Origin of the sequence: Bacteroides sp. AM37-9 (genome assembly GCF_003603455.1) — a bacterium.
Taxonomy (GTDB): Bacteria; Bacteroidota; Bacteroidia; order Bacteroidales; family Bacteroidaceae; genus Bacteroides; species Bacteroides xylanisolvens.
Window position 1 is genome coordinate 273,487 of sequence record NZ_QTNF01000001.1, and the last position, 18,706, is coordinate 292,192.

General features: G+C 44.0%; 9 protein-coding genes. 6 read left to right on the plus strand and 3 right to left on the minus strand.

Annotated features, from left to right (window positions below; translation table 11 throughout):
* Positions 1-13: 13 nt before the first annotated feature.
* From DW862_RS00945 to DW862_RS00970, 6 genes are all read left to right on the plus strand, one after another.
* Positions 14-1,297, plus strand: a complete 1,284-nt coding sequence (locus DW862_RS00945; protein WP_022199305.1) for an MFS transporter — start codon at positions 14-16, stop codon at positions 1,295-1,297.
* A 13-nt stretch (positions 1,298-1,310) separates the two neighbouring features.
* Positions 1,311-2,147: an ATPase gene (locus DW862_RS00950; RefSeq protein WP_120067109.1), complete on the plus strand. Its 837-nt coding sequence runs from the start codon at positions 1,311-1,313 to the stop codon at positions 2,145-2,147.
* A 40-nt stretch (positions 2,148-2,187) separates the two neighbouring features.
* Positions 2,188-3,003, plus strand: a complete 816-nt coding sequence (gene murQ / locus DW862_RS00955) for an N-acetylmuramic acid 6-phosphate etherase (RefSeq protein WP_008642957.1) — start codon at positions 2,188-2,190, stop codon at positions 3,001-3,003.
* A gap of 508 nt (positions 3,004-3,511) precedes the next feature.
* Complete coding sequence (locus tag DW862_RS00960) at positions 3,512-6,049, plus strand: glycosyl hydrolase 115 family protein (RefSeq protein WP_120067148.1); 2,538 nt, start codon at positions 3,512-3,514, stop codon at positions 6,047-6,049.
* Positions 6,050-6,754: 705 nt separating this feature from the next.
* Positions 6,755-9,190 (plus strand): glycoside hydrolase N-terminal domain-containing protein, encoded by a 2,436-nt coding sequence (locus tag DW862_RS00965; RefSeq protein WP_120067110.1) that lies wholly within the window; start codon positions 6,755-6,757, stop codon positions 9,188-9,190.
* A 158-nt stretch (positions 9,191-9,348) separates the two neighbouring features.
* Positions 9,349-13,368: a two-component regulator propeller domain-containing protein gene (locus DW862_RS00970; RefSeq protein ID WP_120067111.1), complete on the plus strand. Its 4,020-nt coding sequence runs from the start codon at positions 9,349-9,351 to the stop codon at positions 13,366-13,368.
* 21 nt (positions 13,369-13,389) lie between these two features.
* Here the strand turns inward: DW862_RS00970 and DW862_RS00975 are convergent, their stop codons facing one another.
* The 3 genes from DW862_RS00975 to DW862_RS00985 are packed head-to-tail and all read right to left on the minus strand — an operon-like array spanning position 13,390 to position 18,689.
* On the minus strand, positions 13,390-14,775 hold the full coding sequence (locus tag DW862_RS00975) for a glycoside hydrolase family 43 protein (RefSeq protein WP_120067112.1): 1,386 nt from the start codon (positions 14,773-14,775) through the stop codon (positions 13,390-13,392).
* 7 nt (positions 14,776-14,782) lie between these two features.
* The gene (locus DW862_RS00980; protein WP_120067113.1) at positions 14,783-16,708 is read right to left on the minus strand and encodes a sialate O-acetylesterase; all 1,926 of its coding nucleotides are present in this window, start codon (positions 16,706-16,708) and stop codon (positions 14,783-14,785) included.
* Between the two features lie 22 nt (positions 16,709-16,730).
* Positions 16,731-18,689 carry a cellulase family glycosylhydrolase gene (locus DW862_RS00985; protein WP_022199311.1) on the minus strand — a complete coding sequence of 653 codons (1,959 nt, stop codon included), beginning with the start codon at positions 18,687-18,689 and terminating at the stop codon, positions 16,731-16,733.
* Positions 18,690-18,706 lie beyond the last annotated feature (17 nt).

The following is an 18,706-nucleotide window of genomic DNA, read 5'->3' on the forward strand; positions in this document are numbered from 1 at the left end:
AAAGAATAATACCATGACAACACCCACTACAAAAAGAAATCCCTGGAGCTGGATACCCACCCTCTACTTCGCAGAAGGGCTGCCATACGTAGCGGTAATGACGATTGCTGTTATCATGTACAAGCGTTTGGGATTATCCAATACGGAAATAGCCTTATATACTTCCTGGCTCTATCTTCCCTGGACTATCAAACCGCTATGGAGTCCTTTCGTCGACCTGGTGAAAACGAAACGCGCCTGGATTATTGCCATGCAAGGTTTCATCGCTGCCGGATTTGCAGGAATAGCCTTCTTTATTCCGACTGCTCATTATGTACAGTTGACTCTCGCCTTTTTCTGGTTGTTGGCGTTCAGTTCCGCTACGCATGACATCGCTGCAGACGGTTTCTATATGCTCGGGCTCAATAATAAAGAACAATCTTTCTTTGTCGGTATTCGAAATACGTTTTACCGGCTTGCCAATATTTTCGGGCAGGGAATTCTAGTCATGCTGGCAGGATGGCTGGAAACATCACAGAACAATATTCCCTTGGCATGGAGTATTACATTCTACCTCCTTGCCGGATTATTTCTGGCTCTTACTATCTATCATCGACTTATCCTCCCCCATCCTGATTCGGACATTAAACGTCCCGGACTCACACCGGGTAAGTTGTTGGGAGATTTTCTCCTGACCTTTGTCACATTCTTTCAGAAAAAGAACCTCGGTCTCATGTTCTTTTTCCTCCTCACCTATCGGTTGGGAGAATCACAGTTAGCCAAAATAGCTTCTCCTTTCCTGCTCGACACGACCGATAAAGGTGGACTGGGTTTATCCACAGCAACTGTCGGAATGATCTACGGTACCATAGGTGTCATAGCTTTATTGCTCGGTGGAATCATTAGTGGTTTCCTCGTTTCCCGTGACGGATTCAAGAAATGGATATTACCCATGGCATTAGCCATCAACATTCCCGATCTATTATATGTATGGATGGCTGCCGCCACCCCGGACAATCCTATATTTATAGCCATTTGTGTAGCGATCGAACAGTTGGGGTATGGTTTCGGCTTTACCGCTTATATGCTATATCTGATTTATATAGCAGAAGGTGAACATAAAACGGCACACTATGCTATCGGAACCGGATTTATGGCACTGGGCATGATGATTCCCGGTATGCCTGCCGGATGGATACAGGAACATCTCGGATACACAAACTTCTTTATCTGGGTTTGTATTTGTACCCTGCCCGGTATCGTCGCCTCATTAATGATTCGCAACCGACTGGAGGATTCTTTCGGAAAGAAACAATAAAAAACTCAAAGATATGATACTCATTGCAGATAGTGGTTCTACCAAAACCGACTGGTGCATCGTTTTCAACGGCACCCCAATCAAACGAATGGGAACGAAGGGAATTAATCCCTTCTTCCAATCAGAAGAAGAGATTCAACAAGAGCTGACACATTCCCTCCTGCCACAACTACCGGAAGGAACAATCAACTCCGTCTTTTTTTATGGTGCAGGATGCACTCCCGAGAAGGCTCCCATCCTCCGGCGGGCTATTGCCGACAGCCTGCCCGTCATCGGGAATATCAAAGCCTACTCGGATATGCTTGCCGCTGCCCGCGGACTATGCGGACATGAAGCAGGGATTGCCTGCATCCTCGGCACAGGTTCCAATTCCTGTTTCTATAACGGTGAAGAGATTGTCAACAACATCTCCCCTCTTGGATTCATCCTGGGAGATGAAGGAAGCGGCGCAGTCTTAGGAAAACTACTGGTAGGCGATGTACTGAAAAATCAGCTTCCACCTGCCATCAAAGAAGCTTTCTTAAAACAGTTCGACCTGACGGCTCCCGAAATCATCGACCGTGTTTATCGCCAGCCTTTCCCGAACCGTTTTCTGGCTAGTCTCTCTCCCTTCCTTGCACAGCACTTGGAAGAACCGGCTATCCGTTCACTAGTACTCAACAGCTTTATCGCTTTTCTCCGCAGAAACGTGATGCAATATGATTATAAGCAATATCCGGTACATTTTATTGGTTCCGTAGCTCACTGTTACAAGGAGATTTTGCAGGAGGCTGCGCAAACAACAGGTATTCAGATCGGTAAGATTCTTCAAAGTCCGATGGAAGGGCTGATTCAATACCATCAACAATAATTCTTTTACCTATTGTAATTTATAACCAGTAATTATAAAAATGCAGATAACCGAACAACCGTCACTTTACGATCATCTGGAAAAGAAATCTGTGCGAGAGATCTTAGAAGATATCAACCAGGAAGATCAGAAAGTAGCGTTAGCCGTACAAAAGGCTATTCCACAAATTGAAGAGCTTGTCAATCAGATTGTGCCCCGCATGAAACAAGGCGGACGCATCTTTTATATGGGGGCCGGCACAAGCGGTCGTCTGGGAGTATTGGATGCTTCCGAAATTCCTCCTACTTTCGGAATGTCTCCCAACTGGATTATCGGACTGATTGCAGGAGGCGATACAGCCCTGCGCAATCCGGTAGAAGGAGCCGAAGATGATGAAAATCGAGGTTGGGAAGAACTCGTCGAACACCAGATCAACGAAAAAGACACCGTTATCGGCATTGCCGCTTCCGGCACTACCCCGTACGTAATCGGTGCTTTGCGGGAAGCCCGTAAACACGGTGTCCTGACAGGTTGTATCACCAGTAATCCCGATTCTCCAATGGCAGCAGAAGCGGATGTAGCCATCGAAATGATTGTAGGGCCGGAATATGTGACAGGCAGTTCCCGGATGAAATCGGGTACCGGACAGAAAATGATTCTGAATATGATTAGCACCTCTGTCATGATTCAACTCGGACGGGTGAAAGGAAATAAGATGGTAAACATGCAGCTTAGTAATCATAAACTGGTAGAAAGAGGCACCAGGATGATTATGGAGGAACTAGGATTAAATCATGACCATGCACAAAAATTGTTACTGTTACACGGTTCGGTTAAGAATGCAATTGACGCTTACCGATATTCTCAAGATCATTAAAATCTCTACTTACTCTTGTTAAACCAACTTATATTATACGCATCACATACCAATCTTATTAATACGGAATATGACACATTAACCATCATTATTCATCCGACAGCCTCATAGATACAATACAAAAAGATTTTGAAACAAAATCAAAAACATTTATTGAACAAAGCAGTTTGTTCACACTTCTTCATTTTATCTCCGAAGAAAAAACTTCAAGAAAAAGTAAATTGGTATCAACAGTATAAATAATTGAAACATACCCAAAGCCCGTTCTTATCAATACCAACTATCTTTGCATCGTGTCACAGTACAGACAAAAAATAAACCATTTTTGGAATTTAAGACACAAAGAAGATAATTTCATTAAATATAGTATTTATGAAGAAGGATATTTACATCATTTTAAGCTTGCTGTTATATACTTTTCAATTACCAATTATCTACAAAGTAGAATATCCGGTTACAGTGAAACGTAAGATTAATGATTAACAACAAATTATTAAATATTGAAACCATGAAAAGATTATTTCTATTCTTCTACCTCTCTGTTGTGAGTATAGCAGCATTTGCCGCTGAACAATTCGTAGTATTCACACCGACCGATAATCATTTTCCGTTGATATCCCAAGGAGTTCCTTGTCCGATATATGTAGATTCTTCCGAAGACAAAGGAGTGATGATAGCTATCGGCAATCTTCAACAAGATATACTGCAAGTATGCGGAACGAAGCCTGAATTCTTAACAAACGTAAGTTCGAAACACTGTGTCATTGTAGGTACCTATAGTACTCCTTTTGTAAAAAAACTGATAGCTGCAAACAAAATAGATAAAAAGGAGCTGGAAGGGAAAAATGAGAAATATATCCTGCAAGTTGTCACCAATCCCTGTGAAGGAGTAGATGAAGCAGTGGTTATCATCGGCAGCGACAGACGCGGTACGATCTATGGTATCTATGAACTTTCCGAACAAATAGGGGTATCTCCCTGGTATTGGTGGGCAGACGTCCCTATCCGAAAACAACAGAATGCATATGTAAAGCCGGGACAGTATACAGACGGAGAACCTGCGGTGACCTACCGCGGCATCTTCCTCAATGATGAAGCGCCCTGTCTGACCGGTTGGGTAAAACAGACCTACGGCACAAACTATGGTGACCACCGTTTTTATACACAAGTTTGCGAATTGATACTACGCCTGAAAGGTAATTTCCTTTGGCCCGCCATGTGGAGCTGGGCTTTCTATGCTGACGACCCGCAGAATAGTAAAACAGCAAATGAAATGGGAATCATCATCGGTACATCCCACCACGAACCAATGGCACGCAACCATCAGGAATGGTCACGCAAGCGCAAAGAATATGGAGCATGGGATTATGCGACCAATCAAAAAGTGATCGATCAGTTTTTCCGTGAAGGCATCGAACGGATGCAGGGTACAGAAGATATCGTAACCATCGGTATGCGCGGAGACGGTGATGCAGCCATGAGCGAAAGCACCAATGTGAAACTCCTGGAAAATGTAGTCAAGAATCAACGCAAGATTATTGAAGAAGTCACCAAACGTCCTGCCAAAGAAACCCCGCAAGTCTGGGCACTATACAAAGAAGTACTGGATTACTATGATAAAGGTATGCGTGTGCCCGATGATGTTATCATGCTATTATGTGATGACAATTGGGGCAATGTATGCCGTCTGCCAAATGCCAAGGAACGTAAGCATCCGGGCGGTTGGGGCATGTATTACCATGTAGACTACGTAGGTGCTCCGAGAAACTCCAAATGGCTGAACGTAACCCCTATACAAAATATGTGGGAGCAACTTCAACTCACATACGATTACGGAGTAGAAAAGCTGTGGATACTGAATGTAGGCGATTTGAAACCAATGGAATATCCGATCACGCTCTTCATGGATATGGCATGGAATCCCAAGCAATTCAACGTCTCTAACTTGCTGGATCATCCCCGTCGTTTCTGCGCACAGCAGTTTGGCGAAGATCAAGCGGATGAAGCTATGCGAATCTTAAACCTGTACAGCAAATATAACGGTCGCGTAACGGGAGAAATGCTCGACCGGAATACTTATAACCTGGAGACCGGCGAATGGAAACAAGTATCTGATGAATATCTGAAACTGGAAGCGGAAGCTTTGAGACAATACATATCATTGAAACCAGAATATAAAGATGCCTACAAGCAATTAATCCTCTTCCCTGTTCAAGCCATGGCAAACCTGTACGAGATGTATTATGCACAAGCCATGAACCATAAATTGTACAAAGAAAACAATCCGCAAGCTAACGAATGGGCAGATAAAGTGGAACAGGCTTTTGCACGGGATAAAGCGTTGAGTGACGATTATAACAACGTTATGTCCGGCGGCAAATGGAAGAACATGATGATTCAGAAACATATCGGTTATACCTCATGGAATGATAATTTCCCCGCTGATACACTACCACAAACCTACCGAATCAAGCATCCGGAAAAGGCTGTCGGCGGATACGTCTTCACCGGACAAGACGGATATGTAGCTATGGAAGCCGAACACTATTACAGCACTAAAGCAGCACCAAGTACGGAATGGACAGTGATCCCCTACATGGGACGAACCCTTAGCGGCATGGCTCTGATGCCTTATACCCAGCCGACCGACGGAGCTTCTATCTCCTACAAAATAAAATTGCCTAAAGGAGTCGACAAAGTGACTGTTCACGTGATAGTGAAATCGACTCTTGCTTTCCACGATCGCAAAGGACATGAGTATAGTATCGGATTTGAAGGAGGAAAGGATCAGACGATCAATTTCAATCATAACTTAAACGAGCTTCCTGAAAATGTATACAGCATATACTATCCGACAGTTGCAAGACGTATCGTCGAGAAAAAGGTCAAACTGAATGTACCGAATACATCAGACGGCATGCAGACACTAATTTTCAAACCTCTTGATCCGGGCATCGTGCTGGAAAAGTTGGTTGTAGACTACGGAGGCTACAAGAAATCTTATCTGTTTATGAATGAATCGAAAAGCAAGAGAGATAATAGATAAAAAGATCAATGTAGAGACAAGTCAATTACTACACACTGATTCTATTTACATATAAATTTTGCAGTTCTTATTGTCAGCCGTCATTCCTATTCATTAGATAAATGATTTTCAATCCATTAGATGCTGACAATAAGCCCTGACAATAGGCTGACAATAACATTTTATAAGTTTTATTGTCAGCCTATTATTTTATGATTTTGCTCTCCCATATCTCCTATCCAGCTTTACTTACTTTTCAAGAAAAGCCTCCATTAAACATCCGTCATACAACCGGCATACTTATATCATTCAATAACTATTGTTCGATCAGGATACCGGTATACTTAATTCTTCACGGCCGTGGTAGCTTCTTCCCACAGCCGTGACGAGTTCCTACCACGGCCGTGGGAAGATCTTGTCACGGTCGTGGGAAATTAATGATACCGGTACTTTAATGGAACGATACCGGCATCCCAACGCAACTATACCAGCTTCTCTTTTTATACCTCCCACTTAATCAGCCTGCAAATAAGCTATATGACAAGAGGGCAAGGCTGATAATAAATCAAAAAGAAACCGGCAGTTATTATTTTATCATTTGGAACATACACCATATATATTAGTAACATAAATATGGAAAGAAGTTACTTCCAAGGTAGATTTCAGAAACAGTTTTTTGCCTTTTGTATTGGGAAATGAGCTACCTTTGCTACAAATCCATACAATATGAACAGAAACACTTTTTTTGTATTATTCCTATTAATAAGCAACCTTGTTTCAGGACAGGACCTGAAACCGTGGTATAGTCAACCTGCACAAAATTGGTCGGAAGCTCTCCCTATTGGCAACTCCCGTCTTGGAGCCATGGTATATGGCGGAATCGAACGCGAAGAATTACAACTCAATGAAGAAACATTTTGGGCAGGTTCTCCATACAATAATAATAACCCGAATGCCGTACATGTGCTACCGGTTGTACGCAAACTGATTTTTGAAGGGAGAAACAAGGAAGCGCAAAGACTCATTGACGCCAACTTCTTAACCCAGCAACACGGAATGAGCTATCTGACATTAGGTAGTCTTTACCTGGAATTTCCGGAACACCAAAACGCATCCGGCTTTTACCGCGATCTGAATCTGGAGAATGCAACGACAACTACCCGTTATCAAGTGGATGACGTCACTTATACCCGTACCACTTTTGCATCATTTACTGATAATGTCATTATTATGCATATCAAAGCAAGTAAAGCAAACGCACTGAACTTTACTATTGCATATAACTTCCCTCTAGTACATAAGGTGAATGTTCAGAATGATAAGCTGACCGTCACCTGTCAAGGGAAAGAGCAGGAAGGTTTGAAAGCCGCACTACGGGCAGAATGTCAAATCCAGGTAAAAACGAATGGCACTCTCCGCCCGGCAGGAAATACGCTCCAAATTAATGAAGGAACAGAAGCCACCCTTTATATATCGGCAGCAACCAACTACGTAAACTACCAGAATGTCAGCGCCGATGAATCCCGACGGACCAGCGAATATCTGAAAAGAGCGACGCAAATACCTTACGAAAAAGCTCTCAAAAACCATATCGCTTATTATAAAAAACAATTTGACCGTGTACGCCTTACACTACCGGCAGGCAAAGCTTCCCAACTGGAGACTCCCAAACGAATTGAAAACTTCGGAAATGGGGAAGACATGGCAATGGCAGCTCTACTTTTCCATTATGGACGTTATTTACTGATTTCTTCTTCGCAACCGGGTGGACAACCGGCTAATCTGCAAGGAATATGGAATAACAGCACACATGCACCTTGGGATAGTAAATACACCATCAACATTAATACAGAAATGAACTATTGGCCGGCAGAAGTCACTAATTTAAGTGAAACACATAGTCCGCTATTCTCTATGTTGAAAGATTTATCCGTCACAGGAGCAGAAACAGCCCGAACCATGTATGATTGTAGGGGATGGATGGCGCATCATAATACTGATTTATGGCGAATTTGCGGAGTTGTAGACTTTGCTGCAGCCGGCATGTGGCCTAGTGGGGGAGCCTGGTTAGCACAACATATCTGGCAACATTACCTCTTTACAGGAAATAAAGAGTTCCTGAAAGAGTACTATCCCATTCTGAAAGGAACAGCGCAGTTCTACATGGATTTCTTGGTAGAACATCCAGTGTATAAATGGTTGGTAGTGTCGCCTTCTGTGTCGCCGGAACACGGACCTATCACGGCCGGTTGCACCATGGATAACCAGATTGCCTTTGATGCACTGCATAATACCTTATTGGCTTCATACATCACAGGTGAAGCCCCTTCTTTCCAAGACTCCCTCAAACAAACACTAGAGAAGTTGCCACCTATGCAAATAGGAAAACATAACCAACTACAAGAATGGCTGGAAGATGTTGACAATCCCAAGGACGAGCACCGTCATATTTCACATTTGTACGGGCTATATCCGAGTAATCAAATTTCTCCATACTCGAATCCCGAGTTATTTCAGGCAGCAAGAAACACATTGCTTCAACGCGGTGATAAGGCTACCGGTTGGAGTATCGGCTGGAAAGTCAATTTCTGGGCACGTATGCTGGATGGAAACCATGCCTTCCAAATTATCAAAAATATGATTCAACTATTGCCCAACGATCACTTGGCTAAAGAATATCCGAACGGGCGTACCTATCCCAATATGCTGGATGCCCATCCGCCTTTCCAGATTGACGGTAATTTCGGTTATACAGCCGGAGTAGCGGAAATGTTGCTCCAAAGTCATGACGGTGCCGTACATTTATTGCCCGCATTGCCTGATGCATGGGAAGAAGGAAGTGTGAAGGGGCTGGTGGCACGTGGAAACTTTACTGTCGATATGGAGTGGAAAAACAATATGTTAAATAAAGCGATCATCCGATCGAATATAGGCGGTACGCTCCGCATCCGGTCTTATGTCCCACTGAAAGGGAAAGGCTTAAAACAAGTAAACGGGAAAGAGTGCTCAAATAGATTATTCGCCACCACTCCTATCAAACGGCCTCTTGTAGCCAAAGGGGTAAGTGCGCAATCTCCCAAACTGCAGAAGGTTTATGAATATGACATCGAAACAAAGACGGGTAAAACCTATATTGTAAATACAATCGAAGGAAAACAATAATACAGAAGAAGGGATAAATCTTTTCTCATGTTACATTATTTACAAACGATGTTACAACATCCGATTGTACTCCCGGAGCCTAATGAAAATATTCATTTTTTATTAGGTTATATTTAGGTTTTTAGTTTTCTTTGTACAACAAACAACGATCTATAACTATGAAAAATGTATTCACTTTTCTATTATTATTGTTTTCTTTGTTATGCAACGGGCAATCTCCTAAGTTATTCACTACTGACAAAGAGCTCTCCAGTAGTCTGATTAATCAAATATATCAAGACCGGAACGGTTTCATTTGGATTGCAACAGAAGATGGTCTGAACCGTTATGACGGTGCTAAATTTACCATATACAAACATGAGCCCAATAACGAACATTCGTTAGCCCACAATTTTGTTCGTACTGTTTTTGAAGACAGCAAAGGTCATTTGCTTATCGGTACATATATGGGAATTCAAATGTATGATCCGGCTACAGACAATTTTACCCCACTTGCAATAAGGGAAGACAATGGAGAAATATTTGAAAGCAATATTGTTTCCTTTATCGAAAGGAGAAATGGAGAAATATGGGTATCCGGAAATATGTTGTGCAGGTTGAATATCAAAGATTACCTGTTGACTGTTCAAAAAATTGATATCCCCATGACATCAACAGGATTTATGATTGAAGACAAGAAACAGAATGTCTGGATAGCAAAAGACGAAGAAGGAGTATATCGTCTTGATTCTAATAACCAACTTACTTTATATTTATCTAAAGACAACGGATATGTCAAAAGTATATGTGAAGATTCACGTGGGAATATTTATGTAGGAAGTATGAGAAAAGGACTATTCGTCTATAACAAAAGACAAGACTCCTTTATACCTATTGATTTTAAAGAAAAGAGAGAACTTCCTATCTGTTTCCTCTATTCCGGACCGCAAAATGAATTATATATCGGAACTGATGGTAAAGGTATGAGTGTCTACAATAACCAAACTCATGAAATCTCCGAATACAATTTTGACAACAACTATTTTGATTCAAAAAATTCAAAAATACATTCTATCCTAAAAGACAATTCCGGTAACTTATGGTTGGCTGTTTATCAGAAAGGAGTCATGCAGATACCTGCCCGAACAAACAGTTTCAAGTATATAGGACATAAATCCATGGATAAAAACATGATCGGTTCCAGTTGTATAACCTCATTCTGCAAAGACAACAACGGTATGTTATGGGTTGGAACAGACAATGACGGAATTTATGCCCTGACAGAAAAGTTAGAACCGGCTAAACATTTCTCGCATACTAATCACCCTAATTCTGTGCCTTCAACAGTTATAAAACTATATGAAGATTCCGAGTACAACATTTGGGTCGGCTCCTTTATTAACGGTATGGGAAAGCTGAACAAACAGACAGGATTATGCGATTACCAGTACAAACTGGTAGATAAGAACAACAACTATATACAACGTGTATATGATTTCGCAGAAGATAAAAACAAGCGTCTTTGGATTGCGACAATGGGATTCGGGCTGTTTTATTATGATCTTAAAACCAAGGAGTTTACTTCTGTGCAATCCAATTCTTCATTGATAAATGAATGGATAGGTTGCCTGCACTACTCCAATGACAACAAGCTATATGTAGGAACTTACGACGGAATGAACTGCATTGACCTTGACACCTCTGATTTTCAGAGCTATAAGATACTACCCCAACACGTGATTTATTCAATTTATGAAGACAACCATGGAATTATATGGCTTGGAAGTTCCGAAGGGCTGTCAAGTTGGAATAAGGAGACCAAAGAAATAACGACCTATACCACCGCGGATGGATTGCCCAGCAATACAATATATGCAATACAAGGAGACGAGAATGATTTCCTATGGATAAGTAGCAACGCAGGAGTATCCCAATTTCAAAAGAAAAATAACAAATTCATCAATTATTATGTAGGTGACGGATTACAAGGGAATGAGTTCTATAAAAATGCCTCATTCAAAGATGAGCAAGGCACCATCTGGTTTGGCGGAATGAATGGTATCACCTATTTCAATCCGCAAGACATTATCAATCCGGCAAAAACATGGAATATCCGAATTACCGACTTTTTCCTGCATAACAATCCGGTTAGAAAAGGAATGAAATCCGGTATTCACAATATTATCAACTGCCCTGTATTCAACGCAAAAGAGTTTTATCTATCCCATAAAGACAATGTGTTCAGTATCGAGTTTGCCACTCTGGAATTAAATGCCCCCGAACACATCAACTACCTTTATTCTATCAACGATGAAAAATGGATTAGTTTGCCCAAAGGTGTAAACCGTATCTCATTCAGCAATCTGAAACCCGGTACCTATAACTTTAAAATCAGAGCAAAAGACAACACTGTGTATTCAAATATAAAAGAAATTACCATCTTTATATCTCCTGCATGGTATGCTTCATGGTGGGCCAAAGTTATCTACTCCTTATTATTACTGACCATTATATTTATCATTATTCTTCAGATCAGACATCGGTACAGAATGCATCAGGAAATGCTGCAACATATCCATACCGAACAAATCAATGAAGCAAAATTGCAGTTCTTTATCAACATCTCTCACGAGATACGCACTCCGATGTCTCTAATCATCAGTCCTCTACAGAAACTGATTAAGAATGAGGAGAACAATGAACGCCTGAAAATATATCATATTATCTACAGAAATGCGGAACGTATTCTGAATCTTGTCAATCAACTAATGGATATTCGGAAAATTGATAAAGGACAAATGTTCCTGATGTTCCGGGAGACCAATATTATTCCTTTTATTGAGGATTTATGTACAACTTTCGGTCAACAGGCAAATACAAAAAATATCCGGCTACAACTTCACAGTACGCTCCGGGAACTGAATGTATGGGTAGACACAGGTAATTTTGATAAGATTATCCTGAATATTCTGTCTAATGCCTTCAAGTTTACTCCTGAAAAAGGAAACATAGATATTACCATCCGTACGGGAGAAGATAATACACTACCCGATCCCTTGAAACAATATGCCGAAATAATTATCGCAGATACCGGAACAGGTATCGATGAACAGGAAAAAGAACATATCTTCGAACGTTTCTATCAGATCCGTAACAGCCAACAGAATCCGAAAGGCGGAACAGGAATAGGATTACATCTGACTCGTTCATTAGTGGAATTACATCATGGAATTATCTATGTAGAAAATAATAAAGAACAACCGGGTTGCCGTTTTATTATCCGGCTGCCGTTGGGTAACAAGCATCTACGACCTGAAGAAGTTGACAACAATGAGCAAAAGGTAACAGTAACCGTACCAACTGTTCCTGTCATCTCTCCCATTATAGAAAATGAGGAAGAAAAGAAAGTCAGGGTAAAAACTAAATATCGCGTATTAATTGTAGAAGACGATGAAGAAATCCGAAATTATATAGCGAAGGAGTTTGGGGACAAATTTCATATCATGGAAAGCCGTAATGGTAAAGAAGCATTAGAGCAAATATTTAAGAAGACTCCGGATTTAGTCATTAGTGACATCATGATGCCCGAAATGGACGGACTCACCTTATGCCGGAAGATCAAGCAGAATGTAAACCTCAACCATATCCCAGTCATTTTGCTTACCGCGAAAACGAGGGAAGAAGACAACCTTGAAGGTCTGAATACAGGAGCCGACGCCTATATCATGAAGCCATTCAATATCGAAATTCTGCAAAAGACGGTAGAAAATCTGATTAATACACGGCAGCAGTTACGCAAAGTATTTACAGGCCAGCAAAATCTGGAGAACAAGGTTCAGAAACTGGAAGTGAAATCACCCGATGAGAAATTGATGGAACGTATTATGAAAGTGATCAATGAAAACATCAGTAACCCTAACTTGACAATAGAGACAATCACCACCGAGGTAGGTATTAGCCGCGTACATCTTCACAGGAAACTCAAAGAGCTCACCAACCAGACAACCCGTGACTTTATACGTAATATACGTTTAAAAGAAGCCGCTCGTTTATTGTCCGAAAAACAGCATACCATATCCGAGATAGCCATGTTAACAGGATTCACTGATCCTAATAATTTCTCGACAACATTCAAAGAATTGTATGGAATGCCGCCTTCAATGTATATGAAAGAGCAGTTGAGTAAAAAGGAAGAGTAACCCAACTGCTCTCTAGCATGTTTATCTGTTAAACTTGTACCAATCAAAGTTAAACAGTTTGCAGCCTTTACGTCCTTTGAATACAAAATAAATATCTTGTATTCCTGTGACCGGTTTTACAATATCAGTCTGCAATGTTTTCCAGCATTCCCAACCTCCCGTTGAAGGAATAGTCAGTTCCGCAATTAATGGTCCGCTTATACTGTCTGTACGTACTTCAAGTGTTCCGCCACGAAGGGCACTGGCAACGGTAGCAGTGAACCGTTTGGGGGATTTATTGCCGAAATCCACTTCACGTACCTTTATATAATCTCCATTATGAATTTCAGATATATATATACCGGTTTTCACATTTGGTTCGGACTTCACACCTTCAGAAAAAGCGATTGTTTCAGCTTCCACCCTTTCGTAAGGATTGAGCGTACCTACCGGTGACACCCCTTCCCGGGTAGCATTAATAATCGGGAAAGTGCCGTCAGCGTTATACTTAAATTGCTCCACCGCCGTACTTCGCCCGAAGCCTCCACCACCCGGCAACTTACCCGTATGATAGAAGAAATAAGAATTGCCTTTATAGTCTATCACTCCACAATGGTTAGTAAACGAACCCGTATCTTGTAAAGGCATGATTTCTCCCATATACTTCCACGGACCAAGAGGTCCGTCACTCATGGAATAGGCAATATGTTCGGGTACACCTCCGGCAGCATAAAGAAGATAGTATTTTCCTTCCCGTTTATGAAGCCATGGACCTTCTGTATAAGTATCTTTATACTTAACACCTTTGACACGCTTTTCCGGATTAGGTGCACCAAAACTCTCAACAGTCTGTTCCAGTTTGCCCACTTCACCTTTCAAGGAAATCATGTCGTCATTCAGTTCTGCATAATAGATATTCGGATTTCCCCAATACAGATAAGCACGACCGTCATCATCAATGAAGACCGTAGGATCAATATAGTCCCAGCTCCCGTCATGAAGCGGTTTGCCGATGGCATCTTTAAAAGGACCGACAGGCGAATCGCCTACCGCCACACCGATTGCCATCGTATTGGAAAGTTTGGAATGCAGGCAGACATACCAATAAAACTTACCATTACGTTCGATGCACTGTGCTGCCCAGGCACGGTCGTCCGCCCAGTCGAATGATTCGATGGCAAGAGGAGAGCCGTGATCGGTCCAGTTCACCATATCTTTGGTAGAATATACACGCCATTCCTGCATCCAGAAAAAATCCGCTTTGTCTTCATCGTGTCCCGTATACACATACAATGTGCCATCATGCACCATAGGAGCAGGGTCTGACGTATAACAGGTTTGCACAAACGGATTTTGCGCTCCTGCCTCATGGGGTAGAGCACCTCCAAGCAGCAATAATGCCGCCACAAGTTTTGCTTTCAGATTCATATCATTTTCAATGTTTAAACAAGTGTGGAACAAACTCTTTCAGACAGCGTCTCCATGTGAGCCATTCGTGGCCGGTGCCTTGCGATTCATAATAAGCCACGTTGATGCCCAGTTTGCGGAGAGACTCCACCAACTGCTTCGTGCCCATCTGTTCGTCCGTGCCGCAGCCGAGGAAGAAATAATTCACTTTCTTATTGAACTTGTCCGCATCCGCAAACACTCCGTTAAAACAAGTCTTCATATCCAGACCGAAAATCGCCCCGCTGAAACTTCCGATATAAGAAAACTTATCGAGATGAGGCAGAACCGTATTGAAAGTCTGATGTCCTCCCCACGAGAGTCCTGCCATAGCACGGTGTTCGCGGTCGGTTTTCGTACGGAATGTCCGGTCTATCATAGGAATCAGGTCTTTCAGAATAACGTCATAAAAGGTGGCGCCATACAAAGCCCGCTCCTCGTTCACATCTTTTCCCGGACGCGGCCGGAACGGAGCTTCCACATCACCGCTATCCATCACCACGAGCATCGGCACACACTGACCGGATGCAATCAGGTTGTCCATAATATGATTCATCTTTCCCTGCGTGCTCCAGCCGGTTTCATCTTCTCCCATGCCGTGCTGCAAGTAGAGCACCGGATAGCGTTTTTGGGGGTGAGACTCATACTCTGCCGGTGTGTACACCATGCAACGACGAAACTCTTTCTTCGCTTCCGAATAATAGGTGCAGGAGCGCACTTGCCCATGCGACACTTGCTGCGGGCGATAGTAATCGCCCTCTGCCCCTTCGGGTATCTCGATGCCGCTCGCCATGCGGCAACAACCGAAGAAGGTGCACGAAGAGGGATCTACCACCCTGAATCCGTCTACCAACAGGAAATAATAGTGGAATCCCACCGGCAGCGGGTCGGTCTTCACGCTCCACCAGCCGTGCTCGTCCATGGCCATCTCATACTTCTTGCCGCAGACGTCTGCCTGCAAGCGTTTCACATCGGGAGCGTAGCAACGGAAATAAGCACGGTTGTCCTTGTCGATACGAGGGAAGTCGCTGCCGTGCATATTGGTGGGGGCTGCCACTGTGTGCTTACACACATCATCGGGCGAAGGAAGTTCAATGCCCATCAGGTGGAGTGCCTGTGCCGCATAGCGGCGTCCCAGCACCCGGTAACCGGCAGCATCGAAGTGAAGATGGTCGGGAGCACAGCTCAACCCCTTGGAGGAGACAATAGCGCAGTTCTTTATCACCTGCGGCAACATAGCAATTACCTCGTTCATGCCTGCACAAACACCACCGTGGTCGGCATTCACCACTTCACCGGCAATCAGGGGCACCTCGTCAGCCTGCAGATGAAGGTCAGCAAGCAGGTTGTCGTATACGCTCTTCACCTTTTGGGGCCACTCCTTGTCACCGGTGTTCGACTCGCCCTGATGTAGAAGTATCCCTTTTATCACACCGCTTTTCTGTGCAATGCGTGCCATCTCCACCAAACGGGTATACGGGTCGTTGTCATACTCTTTCAGCGTATTCACCATCCAGTCGGGAGCTGTTTTGATATACTCCTCGCATTTGTCTTTCTGGAAAAGCTCGATCCGGCACCCGCCTATCGCCACGTGCACCACTCCGATGCGCACATGCGGGGGCAAGTTTTCTACCAAGGTCCGTCCGAAATAATCAGCCGGTGTCAGCCCGGTGTTCGGACGGCACAGCGGAGCGCGGGCGGGATACCATTCGCCTTTCACGCGTCCCAACTCTTTATTGTCTACCGCCGCCAACACTTGGAAGCGTGCATCCACCAGCGTATCTTGTGCTTCATAGCGGACATTGCCTTCCATGTTAGACTGCCCCAGACACAGATAAATGTAAAAGTTTGCATCCTGTGCAACCGCGCAAAGGCTTGCACACAACAAACAACTCAACAATAAAACCTTCTTCATTTACTATCTTTCTATATTATATTTATTCCAACTTCATGCTGCTTATCACAATCGGCTTGCCACCAGTCGACCAGAACCCGACAATGTAGAGGTGCGACGGGTCTACCCTATTGCCGTCAGTATCTTTCATCTGCTGCAAATCTACCACCACTCTGCGTGTCTGTCCGAAATCGTAGGTGGCGGGCTTCGTCCAGTAGTCGTTCTTGTCAAAAAGGCGGAAAGAGACACCGCACTCGTTGTCGTTGCCCAATTCCACGGTCAGCCTCCGGTAGCCCGACAAGTCAAGTCCGCCGGGGTATTTCCATCCGCCAAAGCCATATTTGCCTGTCACCAAGGTGCGGGTCGTTTCGTCAAAGGTGCCTTCTTCCCATATCGAAGGGTCAAACACGTCTTCCGTCAGCACAAAAGGCGAAACCACCGTCACCTGCAATGTCTGTTGCATGCTGTTTCCCGCTGCTGTGCGATAAGTCACCGTTACCGTAGCATTGCCTGGTGCCACTGCCACCAGTTTGCCAGTCGGCTCCACCTTCAGCACTTGTTCGTCCGAACTATTGATAGTCGCCTCGGCAGTCACCATTCGCGAGGTGCCATCTTTATACACCGCCTTCACTTTCAGGTAGTGCACTCCTCCCATCTGCAACGAGCGTGTCGCCTGCTCGCCCATCAGTTCCAGTCTCTCGGGCTCGCCATTGACGGTCACTCCTTCGGCATACTCCTTGAACCAATGATACATTGCCCACGGACAGGCTTCGGGATCGTTGAGGAACGTATAGTTGCCCTCTGTACCCGGCACGTCCTTAAACGCTGCCAGCTCGTGGCTTCTTGTAGTGAAAAAGAGCCACGACACATTTCCCGCATTGTCGGCTATATACTTGAAGTTGGCGCCGAACCCCTTGCCACCGGCTTCGCCTGTGATGCTTTTTCCCCAAGTAGCATCGTATTTCAAAGGTGCCCAATCTATTTCCGTCACCATGATGGGGGCAATCGCCGCCACCGGACCTACTTGCTTATCCCATCCGCGCTGGAAGGACTCGTAGCCGCCACCGGTAGAAGAGCCGATTCCTTCGCCACTGTCTTTTTCGGCATCGCTGCCATACCATCCGGGATAGCAGTGCACGGCAAAGCCAATGTTATCGCCCTCGATGCGGTGGGTGGCATACCCGGCATACTGCGACTGGTAGGCCAAGCCTGGCACCCAAATGATATTACGGCAATGGCTCCTTATCTTGTCTACAATGGACTGGAAGTAAATCTTTGCATTGGCAAAGCAGGCATCGGAGGTGCTGCCATAGGCTCCGTCGGTCCCTTTGATGTTGACCGGCTCATTGGCTAGTTCGAACATGATGTCCGTATTGTTCTTCACTTTGGGGTGTTGCGAAACGATGTCCCACACGTTAAGCAGAAACTGTTGATAGCTATCGCCCACCTCTATTCCCTGATAAGGAGCTTCGTTGGGGCATACCCCGGGCGGGCGCATCACCACATACATTCCCTTAGATACAAAATACTCCGCCATCGGCACAAACAGTTCGTCGAGATACTTGCGGAAACGGGTCTCGGAAAAGCGTTCGTGTCCTTCGTATCGCACAAACGGCTTTGAAGTATCATCGCTCCAATAAGGGTCGAGATGCATCCGCACGAAGTTGAACTTCCATCCGGCAGCCACAATCCCGTCTACCATACGTTTGTTATAGCTAAGACACGACTGCACATCGTAGTTAGTCCATGCGTTGTCGTTAAAAAAGGGACTGTAGGTCTGTGTAAATCCATGAAGATTGACCGTCTCGCCCTTTTCGTTTTTAAGGTAGCGCCCCTCTACGTGCAACACTGGCAACTGATGATAGTCTTTCTCCGGAGCAGGTTCGTCCTTAGGCGTTTCCGGTTCGGCAGGAATCTCCGGTTGTATAGGCAGAGAGCTTTCGTCCGAACAAGATGCCAAAGCCACACCTATCCATGCCAGCAAATAAATTATCTTTTTCATAATGATGTTGATGTTAC